The 15,312-nt window shown below is 36.0% G+C and carries 15 protein-coding genes; 12 read left to right on the plus strand and 3 right to left on the minus strand.

Annotated elements, in window-relative coordinates:
• Positions 1-16: 16 nt before the first annotated feature.
• From KKG99_10960 to KKG99_10995, 8 genes are all read left to right on the plus strand, one after another.
• Positions 17-772, plus strand: coding sequence for a uroporphyrinogen-III synthase (locus KKG99_10960; GenBank protein MBU1013516.1), 756 nt, complete (start codon positions 17-19; stop codon positions 770-772).
• Positions 773-836: 64 nt separating this feature from the next.
• Positions 837-1,226 (plus strand): ribonuclease P protein component, encoded by a 390-nt coding sequence (rnpA, locus tag KKG99_10965; GenBank protein ID MBU1013517.1) that lies wholly within the window; start codon positions 837-839, stop codon positions 1,224-1,226.
• A complete protein-coding gene (yidD, locus tag KKG99_10970) occupies positions 1,207-1,428 on the plus strand; it encodes a membrane protein insertion efficiency factor YidD (protein ID MBU1013518.1) in 222 nt (73 codons plus the stop codon). Before rnpA ends, yidD begins: the two co-directional genes overlap by 20 nt.
• A 13-nt stretch (positions 1,429-1,441) precedes the next feature.
• Positions 1,442-3,130, plus strand: a complete 1,689-nt coding sequence (locus KKG99_10975; GenBank protein ID MBU1013519.1) for a S41 family peptidase — start codon at positions 1,442-1,444, stop codon at positions 3,128-3,130.
• Positions 3,131-3,418: 288 nt separating this feature from the next.
• Positions 3,419-4,792 (plus strand): O-antigen ligase family protein, encoded by a 1,374-nt coding sequence (locus tag KKG99_10980; protein ID MBU1013520.1) that lies wholly within the window; start codon positions 3,419-3,421, stop codon positions 4,790-4,792.
• 39 nt (positions 4,793-4,831) lie between these two features.
• Positions 4,832-5,320, plus strand: coding sequence for a cytidine deaminase (gene cdd, locus KKG99_10985; GenBank protein MBU1013521.1), 489 nt, complete (start codon positions 4,832-4,834; stop codon positions 5,318-5,320).
• Between the two features lie 17 nt (positions 5,321-5,337).
• Positions 5,338-5,733 carry an acyl-CoA thioesterase gene (locus KKG99_10990; protein MBU1013522.1) on the plus strand — a complete coding sequence of 132 codons (396 nt, stop codon included), beginning with the start codon at positions 5,338-5,340 and terminating at the stop codon, positions 5,731-5,733.
• A gap of 7 nt (positions 5,734-5,740) precedes the next feature.
• Positions 5,741-6,607, plus strand: coding sequence for a ChaN family lipoprotein (locus KKG99_10995; protein MBU1013523.1), 867 nt, complete (start codon positions 5,741-5,743; stop codon positions 6,605-6,607).
• A gap of 91 nt (positions 6,608-6,698) precedes the next feature.
• Here KKG99_10995 and KKG99_11000 read toward each other — a convergent pair whose 3' ends face one another.
• The 3 genes from KKG99_11000 to KKG99_11010 form a co-directional block, all read right to left on the minus strand.
• Positions 6,699-7,094: a GtrA family protein gene (locus KKG99_11000; GenBank protein ID MBU1013524.1), complete on the minus strand. Its 396-nt coding sequence runs from the start codon at positions 7,092-7,094 to the stop codon at positions 6,699-6,701.
• A 9-nt stretch (positions 7,095-7,103) separates the two neighbouring features.
• A complete protein-coding gene (locus tag KKG99_11005) occupies positions 7,104-8,891 on the minus strand; it encodes a M20/M25/M40 family metallo-hydrolase (GenBank protein ID MBU1013525.1) in 1,788 nt (595 codons plus the stop codon).
• A gap of 127 nt (positions 8,892-9,018) precedes the next feature.
• The gene (locus tag KKG99_11010) at positions 9,019-10,203 is read right to left on the minus strand and encodes a GNAT family N-acetyltransferase (protein ID MBU1013526.1); all 1,185 of its coding nucleotides are present in this window, start codon (positions 10,201-10,203) and stop codon (positions 9,019-9,021) included.
• A gap of 218 nt (positions 10,204-10,421) precedes the next feature.
• Here KKG99_11010 and KKG99_11015 point away from each other — a divergent pair, with 218 nt between their 5' ends.
• From KKG99_11015 to KKG99_11030, 4 genes are read left to right on the plus strand one after another with little or no spacing between them, the layout of a single operon-like run.
• Positions 10,422-11,867: an LptF/LptG family permease gene (locus KKG99_11015; protein ID MBU1013527.1), complete on the plus strand. Its 1,446-nt coding sequence runs from the start codon at positions 10,422-10,424 to the stop codon at positions 11,865-11,867.
• A gap of 3 nt (positions 11,868-11,870) precedes the next feature.
• A complete protein-coding gene (locus KKG99_11020; protein ID MBU1013528.1) occupies positions 11,871-13,070 on the plus strand; it encodes a glycosyltransferase family 4 protein in 1,200 nt (399 codons plus the stop codon).
• 6 nt (positions 13,071-13,076) lie between these two features.
• Complete coding sequence (gene ettA, locus KKG99_11025) at positions 13,077-14,756, plus strand: energy-dependent translational throttle protein EttA (protein MBU1013529.1); 1,680 nt, start codon at positions 13,077-13,079, stop codon at positions 14,754-14,756.
• Positions 14,756-15,235: a methylated-DNA--[protein]-cysteine S-methyltransferase gene (locus KKG99_11030; protein MBU1013530.1), complete on the plus strand. Its 480-nt coding sequence runs from the start codon at positions 14,756-14,758 to the stop codon at positions 15,233-15,235. Before ettA ends, KKG99_11030 begins: the two co-directional genes overlap by 1 nt.
• Positions 15,236-15,312 lie beyond the last annotated feature (77 nt).

Below are 15,312 nucleotides of genomic sequence, written 5' to 3' on the forward strand. Positions count from 1 at the left end.
CTAAAACGCTGGAAAATTGAAAATTAAGAATATTCTTGTTTCTCAACCCAAGCCACTTGATCTTGAGAAATCGCCTTATGGAGATTTAGCATTGAAATATAAGCTCAATATTGAATTTTATAAATTTATCAAAATTGAAGGAATACCTGCCAAGGATTTCCGTAAAGATAGAGTTAACATCGCAGATCATACGGCTGTTATTTTCACAAGTCGTAGTGCTGTTGATAATTTTTTCAGAATTGCAAAAGAGTTAAGAATTGAAGTTTCTGATACCATGAAATATTTCTGTATTTCAGAATCAACAGCCTTTTATCTTCAGAAATATGTTCAATACCGGAAACGTAAAATTTTTCATGGCAAGCAAAATTTTGCTGATTTAATAGATATTATTCGTAAACATAAAGGTGAAAAATTCCTTCTTCCCTGTTCAGATATCCACAAAGTCAGCATGTCGGAATTACTTGATAGCAATGAGATAGATTACACAAAAGCAGTTATTTACAAAACAGTTGCCAGTAATCTCTCAAAACTAGAGATTGAAAGATATGATATGTTGGTATTCTTCAGTCCGTCTGGAATAGCTTCACTTTTCAAAAACTTTCCCAATTACCAGCAGAATGGAGTAATCATTGCTGCTTTTGGTCCAACTACCTCAAGCGCAATTATAAATGCAGGCTTAAGACTTGATCTTTCTGCACCAACAAAAGCATCTCCTTCTATGACTATGGCCATTGAGGAATACATTCTTAATGAGAGCAAAAAGAAAAAGTAAGGGTTTACTTTAAATTTGTAACTTCGATTTTTTTACGAATTGTATCTTTTTGAGACCGTAATAAATGCAAACCTTTAGGAAGAATGAGCGATTGTGTCATAAAAAATCCATTGATGAATTATTCTTAAATGGCCAATCTTTTTTTGTTTACCCGTTTAAAATTATTTGGATAAGTATAAAGGAAGATGTGGAATATCCTGCAAGAATAATTATGAGTGTTCCCAAACGTAATTTCAAAAAAGCAGTTCACCGGAACCAAATCAGACGACTCTTACGAGAGGTTTACAGAAAAAACAAATCTGTTCTGTATCAATATTTAACCGAACGGAAATTGCAAATTAATCTTGCACTGATTTACAATGCAAAAGTTAAACTTAGTTATCAGGAGTTAGATGGAAAAATAATACAAGTACTTGATCGTTTAATAAAAGCAAATGAAAAAACTATTAGCTAATATTTTTATTTTATTGATTAAGTTCTATCAGGGGGCTATTTCACCTTACTTAGCTCCATCATGCAGATATACGCCTAGCTGCTCGGAATATGGAGTGCAGGCAATTAAAAAACACGGCCCCTTTAAAGGTGGCTGGCTAACTATAAAACGATTTTCGTCATGTCACCCTTGGGGAGGTCATGGCTACGATCCGGTACCTTAATAAATAACAAATTATGGCCACAAAATTTCTAAAAAAATACTATACGCTTTTTACAGCAGTTTTGCTTATCTCATTTAGCTTACACCTAAATGCCCAAAACCAAAATAATTTTAAAATAGCGAAGAGCTTGGATATTTATTCCAACCTGATTAAAGAGCTAAACATCAATTATGTTGATGAAATATTTCCTGAAAAACTAATGAAGGCAGGAATTGATGCCATGCTTCAGGAACTTGACCCATATACGGTTTTCATCCCTGAATCAGAAATAGAAGAATACGAAATTATCACAACCGGAACCTATGGCGGCATTGGTGTATTGATCCATCAACAAGATGGAAAAACAATCATTTCAGAAATTTACAAAGGATTCCCGGCACAAATTTCAGGTTTGTATGTTGGTGATCAGGTTATAAAAATTGATGATATAAGTATTAAGGACAAGACTTCCGCAGAAGTTAGTAAAATGATAAAAGGGCCGGCCAAAACCTCTACCAAAATTACAGTAAAAAGATATGGAATAGAAGAATTAATGGATTTTACATTTAACCGTGAAATCGTTAAAATTGAAAATGTTCCATATTATGGGTTACTTGACAACAATATTGGATACATAAAACTGGTTGGATTTTCGCATAATGCCACCAGGGAAGTAAAAAATGCATTATTGGACCTGAAAAGTAAAACCAAGCTGAAAGGATTGGTTCTTGATCTTCGGGGAAATGGCGGTGGATTGATGAATGAAGCTATTGATATTGTAAATTTATTTGTCGACCAGAATAAGGAAGTACTCATTACCAAAGGAAAAATTCAAGAATCAAATATGACTTATAAAACGCGGTTTTCGACTACTGATAAGAATATTCCGCTTGCCGTATTGATTGATAACGGATCTGCTTCATCTTCGGAAATAGTGGCCGGTGCTTTGCAAGATATTGATCGGGCTGTCATTGTCGGGCAAAGATCGTATGGCAAAGGATTGGTTCAAAATATAATTCCTTTAAGCTATAATACACAGGTAAAAGTTACCATTGCTAAATATTATATCCCAAGCGGCAGATGTATTCAGAACATTGATTATTCATTAAAAAACGAGAATGATGAATTTACTAAAATCCCCGATTCATTAATCTCAGAATATAAAACCCAATCAGGCAGAAAAGTTTATGATGGCGGCGGAATTGATCCTGATATCAAAGTTGCGCAAAGTACTTTTAGCCAGCTTACTGCCAATCTTTATGGGCGCTTTTTGATTTTTGATTACGCTACAAAATTCAAAAGTGAGCATCCTTCCATAGCCAAGGCTAAAGATTTCAAGATAAGCGATGAAATCTATCAGGATTTTTTGGCCTATTTAAAACTAGCGAAATTCAATTACCAAACTCAGTACGAGCGAACCCTTGAAGTATTAAAAAAACAAGCAGAAAGAGAAAATTCATTTGAGGAAGTAAAAAATGAATTTACAGCACTTGAAGCTGCTATTAAAGAGAATAAGTCGGCGGAATACACCAAGTATCAGGACGAGATTAAAAAAGTTTTGAAAATGGAAATCGTTTCAAGATACTACTATATGGCAGGAGAAGTTGAGACATCTCTTGATAGTGATATGGATTTAGATAAAGCGATGGAAGTTTTGATGAACCAAAACCAATATCAAGTACTTTTATTACCCGAACCAAACAAAATACTTGGGAAAAAATAATTTATTGAATGAATGTTCATTAAACACATCACAAGTACAACTTTATATTTCATTTGCTTGATTCTACTGGCAATAAGCTTGCCTTTGTCGAATTATACAATGTCCCTATTCCAATTCGTACTGCTTTTTATATGGTTATTCTCAGGATTCGGCAAGCAAGCCGGTTCAAGTGAAATACCAAAATCGTTTTTTAAGAGATTGCATTTGGGGTGGTCATCGTTCCAAAAGAATCTTTATTTAAAAATTCAGAAATTCTGGCGTAACAAAACTGCACTTATCCTGATTTCAATGTATCTCATTTTTCTAACGGGCTTTTTACGAGGCGGAAGTCTTGAATATGTATTGACAGATTTAAGAGGGATATTACCACTATTAATCCTCCCCTTAATCATAGCTAGCATGCCTTCACTTAGCAAAAAGCAATTACATGTTTTGTTGCTTTTCTATGTTGCCGCCGTTTTAGCCGGAACTATTTTCAGTGCAATTGAATTATTTGGAAGAAACTTTACCGAAATCCGGAATATTTCTATTTTTATTTCCCCAGTACGATTCGGACTAATGATCTGTTTTGCGATCGTTATCCTAATAGGATTTATTTTCGTAGAAAGATTTCAAAAACGCTTGGTTAAAATCCTGTTTGCAATTATTATTTTATGGCTGCTTTTTATCTTGATCAAATTAGAGTCGGGAATAGGAATCTTAATCTTGAGCATCCTCACCGTTGTATTTTTAATAAAAATACTCCTTAAATCAGGGTCAATTGTCCTGAAAATCGTTTTTTCATCCATACTTATTTCGTTTTTCGTCGCCACTTGGCTTTTTATTAATAATGAATTGAACCATTTTTACACAACTCCTAAAATTGAACTCCGTCAGCTCAAAAAAACAACAAGCCATGGAAATGCTTACCTGCACGACACAATCAATTATGGTATTGAAGATGGCAAATATATTGGTTTGCATTTGTGCGAAGAGGAACTTAAGGAAGCCTGGAATGTTCGCAGCACTTATGATTTTGACGGCCCTGATGAAAAAAGACAAGCTCTTCGTTCAACGCTTATCCGTTTTTTAACTTCCAAAGGGCTTTATAAAGATAAGGAGGGAGTTCAGCAACTTACAAATGAGGAAATTGGTTTTATTGAAGGCGGAATCGCCAACGCGAACCACATTTACAATCCCGGGATTAAAAGTCGAATCTCGAAAATAATATTTGGTTATGAAGTTTATCAAAAAACAGCTAATCCAAACGGAAATTCTTTAGCTCAACGAATCGAATTTTGGACCGTGTCGATTAACATTATTAAGGAAAATTTTTGGTGGGGAGCAGGTACAGGAAACATCCCTCAAGAATTTGAGACGCAGTACAATGAAATGAACTCAAAACTATTTCCGAAAAACCGCATGGAATCGCACAACCAATATTTATTGATAATGATATCAGTTGGTATATTTGGATTCATTTGGTTCATGTTTGCACTCATTTATCCCGGCATAAAAATCAAGGCTTTTTCTAATTATCGATATTTTGCTTTCATGTTGATTATACTAATTTCGATGCTTACTGATGATACCTTGGAAACACAAGCCGGGGTCACGTTTTTTGCGTTTTTTAACTCAATATTTCTTCTAAACCCGGAAGATGAAAGCAAAAAAGCAGATTAATACTGAAAATCGTATCTTAGCTAATGAAAAATTCGAATAATGCAAAAAGTAATCCTAAGTATAAACTACCTCGAATATGATCTGATCAGTGATCTGGATCAGAAAGATCGTGAATTAGTAACTGAAGCTGAGAAAGTTGTTTCTGCAGCTTATGCTCCATATTCAAAATATTATGTTGGAGCAGCCTTACGTTTAGAAAATGGTCAAATAATTACTGGCAACAATCAGGAAAATGTTGCATATCCATCAGGCATTTGTGCCGAGCGGGTAGCTATTTTTTATGCATCTTCACAATACCCTGATCAGAAAATTGAATCGATTGCAATCACTGCTAAAGCTGGTGACTTTGTCATCAAAAATCCTGTTGCTCCTTGTGGAGCTTGCCGACAAGTATTGGCCGAATATCAAACTAAACAAAAAAGCCCAATTAAAATTATTTTAAAAGGTGAAACCGGAAAAATCCAGGTTATTTCTAGTATCGACGATATTTTACCCTTCATGTTTCATGCTGAAGAACTAAAGAAGTAAAGCTAAAACCTAAAATCATGCAACTAATTTCAACCAAAATCTGCAAAACCAGCGATATCGGAATCAACGATAACTTGTTTGGAGGGATGATGCTTCAGTGGATTGATGAAGCAGCGGGAGCAATGGCGGCTTCTACTTGTTGCACTCCAAATATGATTACCCTGAAAATGGACGAAGTGGTTTTTAAAAAACCGGTTAAAGTTAACCAGCATATCCGCATTTACGGCAAAGTTAACCATATCGGACGAACTTCAATTTCACTCACAATGGAAGCACGAAGATTTGACTTTGAAGAACACGAAGAATCGGTTGTTTGTTCCACAAAAATGCTATTTGTTAAAATTGATAAAAATGGGAAAGCCTCCCCTATTAATCCTGATATTTGTGAAAAACTCAGACAAAAACTTAAATAATACTAAGATGAACAAAAAAACCCTGCTTCTGCTACCTCTTGTATTTATTCTTTTTTCAATGAAATCGGATAAACCGGCTTATAAACTGTTTCAAGCAAATGGTAAAGAGGTTAATTATAAGAAACTCCTGACTACAGCCAAAGATGCCGATATTGTTTTTTTCGGGGAATTCCACAACAACCCTATATGCCATTGGCTAGAGCTAGAACTTACTAAGGACATTTACAATTTTAAAAAAAACCGGTTGGTATTGGGCGCAGAGATGTTAGAAGCAGATGATCAGGATGTTTTGGATGAATACCTGAATGAAGAAGTCGATGCCGAAACTTTTGAGCAGGAAGCCGAATTATGGAAGAATTATAAAACCGATTATAAACCCCTTGTTGAATTTGCAAGAACAAATCATTTAAGGTTTATTGCCACAAATATCCCCAGAAAGTATGCCTCACTGGTTAATAAAAAAGGTTTTGAAAGTTTGGACACCTTATCGTGGGAAGAGAAATCGTTTATTGCTCCATTGCCCATAAAATATGATCCTGAATTAAAAGGATATAAAAGCATGACTGAAATGATGAAAGATATGCCACATGTTACATCCAATATTGCTAAAGCACAGGCTATAAAGGATGCAACCATGGCATATTTCATTTTAAAAAATTGGACAAAAGGAAAAACTTTCATCCATTACAACGGCTCCTATCATTCAAATAATTACGAAGGAATTATTTGGTATTTGCAACAATCAAACCCTGACCTCAGAATTATTACTATTGCAACAGCCGAGCAAAAATCTGTAAAACCTTTGGCAAAAGAAAATAAAAACCTGGCGAATTTCATTCTGGTCATACCAGAATCAATGACCAAAACTTATTAAGACAATTGATGGTTTATGTCTTAGGGATGGTTAGCTCTTAATTTATACTAACATTCTTCTACTTTATGTTACCAATGATTTTATTCTTCGGCTATGAAAAAGTGATAAATGCGTTTGCCAAAAAATTCCATACTGTAACCACTGCTATTGCAAATACCTTTGCCAGATAAAAATTTAATTTGTACTTACTGACAAGCAGCCAAAGAATCAGGGTATTAATCCCAAGTCCGATGAGTGAGATTACGATAAATTCAGAATATTCAAAAGCAATGTTAGGATTCGTACTTTTAAATGTCCAGATGCGATTCAGGAAATAATTAGATGATGCCGCCATCATAAAACCAATAGCATTTGCCAGATATTTCTGAACTTTGAAAACTTCCTTAAACAAATAGGTAACCCCAAAATCAATCAGCAATCCGGAAAAACCAACCAGCCCAAATTTCAGAAACTTAAAATAGAAGGTTTTGGATAAAAAATCTGACATCATTGATATCTATAGCTGTACTAATAAAACGATATTTTTGCCATCTCGAACGATGTCAACAGAAATTATCTGACCTGCCTCAAGTTTTTTTAATCTATTCATATAATCATAGATGTTTTTAATTGGCATACCATCAATGGCAACAATTCTGTCGTTCTTCAACAAGCCTGCTTTTGCGGCCGGACGATCAGGAGTTACAGCACCAACGCCCAGTCCATTTTCCTCAGTTGAAGTAAAGTCAGGCATGATACCTAAAGTAACTTTTAGTTGTCGGCCATATCTTGCCTGCTTTTTAGGACCGGCAATTTGGAAGCTTAAGTTTTCATTACGATTGGCAACATCCATAATAACATCAAAAGCAAAATCTGCTATAAGTTTTTCACCCTCAAAATTGATCAATTCAGTATCATCATTTGGGGTATGATAATCGGGATGCGCTCCTGTTGTAAAGAAAAAAACCGGGATATTTTCGCCATAAAAGGCAGCATGATCTGAAGGGCCGTAGCCTTCCGGAGAATAAGCCAATTCAAGATTAAAATTCTTTTTGTGTTGATCCAATATACTTTCTGCTTCTACCGAAGTCCCGGTTCCATTGATAAGCATTTTATTTGATTCTTTGTCAAGTCGGCCAATCATATCGAAGTTGAACATGGCTTTGATTGATTTCAAATCGACTAAACTATTTTTGATAAAATAGGTTGATCCAAGCAGGCCCATTTCTTCAGCATCAAATGCAATAATGATTACACTCCTTTTTAATTTGTGTTTTATTGATGCCAACTTCTCTCCCAATTCAATGATTCCCGCTACACCGGATGCATTGTCATCAGCACCATTATGAACCGCATGAATATCGGATTCGCGTGAGCCTGAACCTTGTCCTCCCATTCCAAGATGATCATAATGAGCTCCTATAACGATATATTCGTTCTTGAGAATTGGATCGCTACCTTCGATCATGGCCACAACATTTTGTGTTTTTACTCTCTGCTGAACAATTTCAGTTGTTGCCGAAACACTGATGTTCAAAGGGAAAGACTTTCTCTGCATTAAACTGTCGATGGTCAACTCAAGTTCTTCAACCGAGGTATTTTCAGTTTTAAAAAGCCGATCGGCTACCTCGCGTTTAATATTGATAACAGGCAAACCGGCATCCGAAGATGTTTTATCAAAATACAGCGTAACCAGTTTATCTTCTGCATCAAATTTTTTACCTGATACAAATAAAACCCCAACAGCTCCCTTATCACGGGCAGTTAAAACCTTTTCCCGATCATCGGCAAAAAGCAGGAATTTACTGTCCTCTTTTGAATTTTCCGGATCTCCTCTTAGTATCAAAGCCCATTTACCTTCAACATCGATGTTTGCATAATCATTCCATTTTAGGCTATCAGTATCTATTTCCAATCCATAACCTGCAAACACAATCTCTGCACTCAAGCTGGTACTTGCACTAAAAGAATATGGAGAGAAGTCCTGATCAACTTTACCTTCAAAATTCGGAAAACTAAAGCTGTTTTTTGCACCTAATTTTACATCAGTAACCACTTCAAAATATTGGAAACCATTATCGCCTAATAATTTAGCAAATGGTTTAATTTGATCACGAATATATTTGGCAGCCAGCAAACCTCCGGGAGAACCTGATAACCGACCTGCCAATTCATCAGATGAAAGATAGGTGATATGTTGATTAAGCTCAGAGATATTAATTTCTGATTTAGCTAATTTCTGGGCATTAAGATTGATATGAAAAGCCAAAACCAAGGCAGTAAGAAGTAGGATATATTTTTTCATCAGTATATGTATTAGTTGTGCAAAAATAGTCATTAATAATTATTTGCTTAAATTACGATATGTGTGTCACTTAATTAAAATTACTTGTATCAATTTATCTTTACGGGCGAATAAATTTTAGTTTTACCTATCGAGGCTTATCTCTTGTTCCCATTGGTATCACCATTGATCTATGTTCCAGTTTTTTATTACTAAATAGTTTGCGGTAGGTAATGTGCCTTTTTGCAAATTTACCACCAACAGAAGAGTGTAATGCTTCCATTTTGGGATTAAAGTCGCCTACCCACGACAATTCAACTTCTTTATAATGTGGTTTTCTTTTCATTACCTTATCCATGTGCCAAAAAATTCCGGATTCAATACCCGATTTTTGGTATTCAGGAACCACACCCATTATCGTAATTCTGGTTCTTTTAATTGCTTTTGTTTTAAGAAGCCATAAAAATCGTAATTTATTGATTATATGCATCTTCCCTTTCATCGGTTTTAATATCTGGTTGGCATCAGGGAACATCACAAAAAATGCAATAGGTTTGTCATTAGCGTATACAAACCAAATAAACTCTTCGTCAATAAGGGCCTTTGCCTCTCTGAAAGATGCCCATAAATCCTCTTTGTTGATCGGTGTAAAGTTTTCGTGATATTGCCATGCACTATCATAAACTTCCTTTAAGTCGCTAAGATATTTATCCACCTTTTTTATTTCAAAATGCTGAAATTTATAGGCTGGTTTTTGTCGAACCCAGTCAGCAATTTTCCAGAACCTTTCCGGAAATGGCACTGTCATATCGAGATGATTGGTAACCTGCTCAAAATAGGATTCAAAACCGTAATCTTCAAAAAACTTTCGATAATAGGGTGGATGATAATTCATCCCAAAACTCTGAGGCATGAAACCTTCAACCAATAAACCCCAAAAATTATCATTCTCACCAAAGTTTATCGGGCCATCAACAGCTTCCATCCCCTTCTTTTTAAGCCATTCCACACATTTGTCAAACAAGATAAAAGCAGCCTTTTCATCATCAATACATTCGAAGAAACCCATTCCACCAGTAGGTTGCTCAAATTTGTAAGCCTTTTTTTCGTTCACAAAGGCAGCAACTCTTCCAATCAGTTTATCATTGTCGTCGACCAATAACCAGCGAATGGCATCACCATGCTTATAAAAAACATTCTTATTCGGATCAAATACACCATTAATCATATTATCTAACGGACATACCCAATTCGGATCATTTTTATAAATGATATGAGCAACCTTAATGAACTGCTTTGCATGTGACTTTGTAGTAACCTCTATTAGTTTCATATGTGAATTTATTTTCAATAATTTACAAATAGTTTATCAATCTTGCTTACATAAAGAGTTTTATCTTTTCCCGAAACCTCATCAAATGAAGTTCGAAGGGAATATTTAATTCAGGCGTAAAAATATTAAATAAAATCGGAAAAACTAAACCCTGCTTGCACATCCGTTATTCTCATGAATATTCTAATTATATTTGCAATAAATAAGCCGTCCACAGCGTGAAAAAAATTTATGTCCTTATACTAAAATCATATATCGGGCCTTTGGTCATGACTTTTTTTATTACATTATTCATCATTGTAATGCAATTTCTTTGGAGATATGTTGATGATCTGGTAGGCAAAGGACTTGAATGGTATTTAATTGCTGAATTATTATTTTATGCTTCTGCCACTTTTGTTCCACTTGCATTACCGCTTGCCATTTTACTGGCTTCATTAATGACCTTTGGTAATATGGGCGAGCATTATGAATTGGTATCAATGAAAGCTGCCGGGATCTCGCTGCAAAAAGCTATGAAACCTTTGGTAATTTTATCAATACTGATCAGCTTACTCGCTTTTTACTTCTCAAATAATATATTGCCTATTGCCAATTTGAAATTTCATTCACTCTATTATGATATTCGTGAAAAAAAGTTGGCTTTTAATATTAAAGAAGGCATTTTTTATAATGACCTGGACAATTATGTAATCCGTATTGGTAAAAAGGAAAATGATGATATCCACATCAGAGATGTAATGATTTATAATCATTCCGATCAGCTTGGAAACATTCAGGTAACCATTGCTAAAACAGGAAAAATGGAAACCACACCCGATGGAAGATATATGATTTTCACACTATATGACGGATATAATTATAAGGAAAAGATAGATGAACAAGGCCATCGTAACACTCGACCTTTTGAACGCTCATCATTTGATGAAGAAAATATAAAATTTGACCTTGGCAATTTTCAGATGAATCATTTGGATGAAGATCTCTTCAGAAAGCATTATATGATGCTGGACATAAAGCAACTTAATTTTTCCATCGACTCACTATCTCTTATTAAGAATGCCAGGACAGAAGAATTTGCCATTGGACGAAAAAACAACTTTCGATTCTATAACAAAATTGATTCGGGTGCATTTGCCTTAAACGAACCCAACTCAATTAACACAGGGCTTGACTTATCAACCATGAGCCCCGACACTAAACGTGATTTACTCGAAAGATCTTTGAATAGTACTTTAGGTATCACCAACACTATAAATTACGAAGTGGATGAATTGAAACGGCAACAAGAATACATAACCAGATTCATTATCACCATTTATGAAAAGTTCACCCTGTCATTTGCGTGCCTGATTCTGTTTTTCATTGGCGCACCTTTAGGCGCAATCATCAGAAAAGGTGGACTTGGGCTTCCTGTGGTTGTTTCTGTCATTTTCTTTATCATCTTGCACATATCAACTATTATGAGTAAAAAATATATACTTGCAGGTGTTCTTTCTCCTGAAGTTGGAATGTGGATTGCCTCGGCGGTATTACTTCCGATCGGAATTTTTCTAACATATAAAGCTACTGCCGATGCTCCATTACTTGATGCGGATGCCTGGCGAAAAGTAATTAGATCGGGAATAAATTTTTTCAGTAAAGCAGATAAAACATCAGCTTAAAATATGAAGATTTTATTTTTATGCAATAAATTACCTTATCCACCGGATGAGGGCGGATCGATGGCAATGAACATGATGATAGAAGGCATTATGCAAGCCGGGCATCAGGTTAAGGTTTTAGCCGTCAGTAGTAATAAATATCTTTTCAACCCTTCAGCAATTCCCGAAAATTTTCTAACAAAAACCCGTTTAGAAACCGTGTTTATCGACCTCTCGCCCAGATTTTTACCTGCACTTTACTGTTTTTTTACACGCAAATCTTATCATGTTCATCGTTTTATTTCAAAAGACTTCGAACAAAAATTATTGCAGATTTTGCAAGATCAGAAATTTGATATTATCCAGGTTGAAACTATTTTTCTGACTCCCTATTTAAAAACCATTGCAAAATATTCGAAGGCAAAAGTATTTCTTCGTGCCCATAATATTGAACACCTTATCTGGAAAAGATTAGCCGAGTACACTAAAAATCCTTTTCGTAAAATCTATCTTGATCATTTATCTGTTCAACTGAAAAACTACGAAATCGATCATCTGGATAAGTACGATGGAATTGTTTGCATATCGAATGTTGATGCAGAATATTACATGAATTTGACCCAAGAACCCGTCATAACTGCATCTTTTGGAATTAATGCCGAGGAGTATCCAATAAGCCAAGTAAAGGAAGAAGAGCCTTCTTTATTTTTTATTGGGGCAATGAACTGGATGCCGAATGCAGAAGGATTAAAATGGTTTCTTTCTGATGTTTGGCCTGCTGTCCGCAAGGTCTTTCCGGAACTAAGGTTTTACATTGCTTGTAAAGTAATTCCTGCATGGTTGATGGCTTTTGAATCAAGCAATGTTAAGTTGCTTGGAGAAGTTGAAAATGCAAAAAATTTTATTTCTTCCAGATCAATCATGATTGTACCTTTGCATTCGGGGAGCGGAATCCGAATTAAAATTATTGAAGGAATGGCATTGGGAAAAGCAGTAATCTCAACCTCCATTGGGGCCGAAGGCATTGATTATGAAAACGGAAAAAATATTTTAATTGCCGACACTAAAGATGAATTTGTGAACCAAATCAGAAAATGTCTTGCCGATGATAATTTCCTTGTTCAGCTTGGAATTGAAGCACGTAAAACAATCACTACAAATCATAATGCAAATACGATCATCAAAGATCTTTTATCATTTTATCAAAAATATTTAAACATTTGAGTAGTCATGAGCGACGATAAAAAAGTAATATTCTCAATGGTAGGTGTAAGTAAAACTTACCCACCTGCTAAAACAGTACTTAAAAACATTTACCTCTCATTTTTCTATGGCGCAAAAATTGGGATCATCGGTTTAAATGGTTCGGGTAAATCAAGTTTACTGAAAATTATAGCCGGGGTAGATAAAGCTATTCAGGGAGAAGTCGTGTTTTCTCCAGGCTACAAAGTTGGATATCTGGAACAGGAACCACAGTTGGATAATTCAAAAACCGTAAAAGAAATTGTGCAGGAAGGCGTTCAGGAAATCGTTGATATTTTAAAAAAATACGAAGAAATCAACGCTCGATTTGCTGAGCCCATGAGTGATGACGAAATGAACAAGCTTATTGACGAGCAGGGTAGAATTACAGAACTCATCGACCAGAAAGACGCATGGGAACTGGATAATAAACTTGAGCGGGCCATGGATGCATTACGCTGTCCGGATGGAGATTTGAACGTAAAAAATCTTTCGGGAGGAGAGCGCAGAAGAGTTGCACTTTGTCGTTTATTACTTTCCGAGCCCGAAATTTTACTTCTCGATGAACCTACCAACCATCTTGATGCCGAATCGGTTGAATGGCTCGAAAACCATTTAAAAAATTATGCCGGAACGGTTATCGCAGTGACCCACGATCGATACTTTTTAGACAATGTTGCGGGATGGATCTTAGAACTCGACCGTGGCGAAGGCATCCCTTGGAAGGGGAACTATTCATCCTGGCTCGATCAGAAAAGCAAACGATTGGCAATGGAGGAAAAAACGGAAAGCAAAAGACGTAAAACCCTTGAGCGCGAATTGGAATGGGTACGAATGGCTCCAAAGGCAAGGCATGCAAAATCAAAGGCTCGTTTGGCATCTTACGAAAAATTATTAAGTCAGGATAGCGGACAAAAAGAAGAGAAACTTGAATTGTACATCCCAAATGGTCCAAGGCTTGGGAATTCGGTTATTGAAGCCAATCAGATTTCAAAATCATACGGTGATAAAATTCTGTTCGAAAATCTGGATTTCAGCCTGCCTCCTGCCGGAATTGTAGGAATTATTGGTCCGAACGGTGCTGGAAAAACGACTTTATTCCGTCTGATCATGGGGCTTGAAACACCGGATAGTGGAAGTTTTAAAGTTGGCGAAACCGTAAAACTTAGCTATGTGGATCAGGCTCATACATCTATTGACCCTCAAAAAACGGTATGGGAAGTCATTTCGGAAGAAAACGAAATCATTAAATTGGGCGATCATTCCATGAACTCCAGAGCCTATGTTGCCCGTTTCAACTTTAGTGGAGCCGATCAGGGCAAAAAAGCAGGGGTCCTTTCTGGTGGTGAACGTAACCGTTTGCATTTGGCCTTAACCCTGAAACAGGAAGCCAACGTGTTGTTGCTCGATGAGCCTTCAAATGATATCGACGTAAACACACTTAGGGCACTCGAAGAAGGGCTCGAAAATTTTGCAGGATGTGCGGTGATTATCTCACACGATCGCTGGTTTTTAGATCGGGTTGCCACTCATATACTTGCTTTTGAAGGAAATTCGCAGGTTTACTTTTTTGAAGGCGGTTATTCCGATTATGAAGAGAACAAGAAAAAAAGATTGGGTGATACAGCTCCAAAACGAATCCGGTACAAGAAATTAAAGATCGACTAATGGCCGATATTTTTAAAGCATATTACCATTCTCCAATCGGACTGATTGAATTATCTTCTGATCATGATCACATCACTGGGCTTTACTTCGTTGAAGAAGAAAAATATTCAACGGAAATTCCTGAAATCCTGACTAAAGCCTTAAAGCAGTTGGATGAATATTTTTTAGGGAAGAGAATCAATTTTGAGCTGGCCCTTCTTCCGGAAGGAACTGAATTTCAGAAAAAAGTATGGGATCAACTCTTGAAAATCCCTTTCGGGATCACAAAAACATATCTGGATGTTGCCAATGCTTTGGGCGACCGAAATGCTTTACGGGCAGTTGGCAATGCCAATGGGAAAAATAAAATTTCAATCATCATCCCTTGTCACAGGGTAATTGGCGCAAACGGCAGCCTTACAGGTTTCGGAGGTGGAATTTGGCGAAAAAAATGGTTGTTGGAACATGAGCAAAAATATGTTCAGGGTTCGTTATTTTAAGTACTTATAGTGAACTAAAGTTTGGCCTGCCTGCCGCAGGCAGGAGTGACTATAGTTTTAAGAAAAATATATAACAA

This window comes from Bacteroidota bacterium, assembly GCA_018816945.1.
In the GTDB taxonomy this organism is placed as follows: Bacteria; Bacteroidota; Bacteroidia; order Bacteroidales.

Excerpts from the sequence above, each read along its gene's own strand:
- KKG99_11030 (MBU1013530.1), top strand. The coding sequence starts at position 14,756 with ATGGCCGATATTTTTAAAGCATATTACCATTCTCCAATCGGACTGATT.
- KKG99_10980 (MBU1013520.1), top strand. The coding sequence starts at position 3,419 with ATGTATCTCATTTTTCTAACGGGCTTTTTACGAGGCGGAAGTCTTGAA.
- KKG99_10975 (MBU1013519.1), top strand. The coding sequence starts at position 1,442 with ATGGCCACAAAATTTCTAAAAAAATACTATACGCTTTTTACAGCAGTT.
- cdd (MBU1013521.1), top strand. The coding sequence starts at position 4,832 with ATGCAAAAAGTAATCCTAAGTATAAACTACCTCGAATATGATCTGATC.
- KKG99_11000 (MBU1013524.1), bottom strand. The coding sequence starts at position 7,094 with ATGTCAGATTTTTTATCCAAAACCTTCTATTTTAAGTTTCTGAAATTT.
- rnpA (MBU1013517.1), top strand. The coding sequence starts at position 837 with ATGCAAACCTTTAGGAAGAATGAGCGATTGTGTCATAAAAAATCCATT.
- KKG99_11005 (MBU1013525.1), bottom strand. The coding sequence starts at position 8,891 with ATGAAAAAATATATCCTACTTCTTACTGCCTTGGTTTTGGCTTTTCAT.
- KKG99_10995 (MBU1013523.1), top strand. The coding sequence starts at position 5,741 with ATGAACAAAAAAACCCTGCTTCTGCTACCTCTTGTATTTATTCTTTTT.
- KKG99_11020 (MBU1013528.1), top strand. The coding sequence starts at position 11,871 with ATGAAGATTTTATTTTTATGCAATAAATTACCTTATCCACCGGATGAG.
- ettA (MBU1013529.1), top strand. The coding sequence starts at position 13,077 with ATGAGCGACGATAAAAAAGTAATATTCTCAATGGTAGGTGTAAGTAAA.
- KKG99_10990 (MBU1013522.1), top strand. The coding sequence starts at position 5,338 with ATGCAACTAATTTCAACCAAAATCTGCAAAACCAGCGATATCGGAATC.
- yidD (MBU1013518.1), top strand. The coding sequence starts at position 1,207 with ATGAAAAAACTATTAGCTAATATTTTTATTTTATTGATTAAGTTCTAT.
- KKG99_11010 (MBU1013526.1), bottom strand. The coding sequence starts at position 10,203 with ATGAAACTAATAGAGGTTACTACAAAGTCACATGCAAAGCAGTTCATT.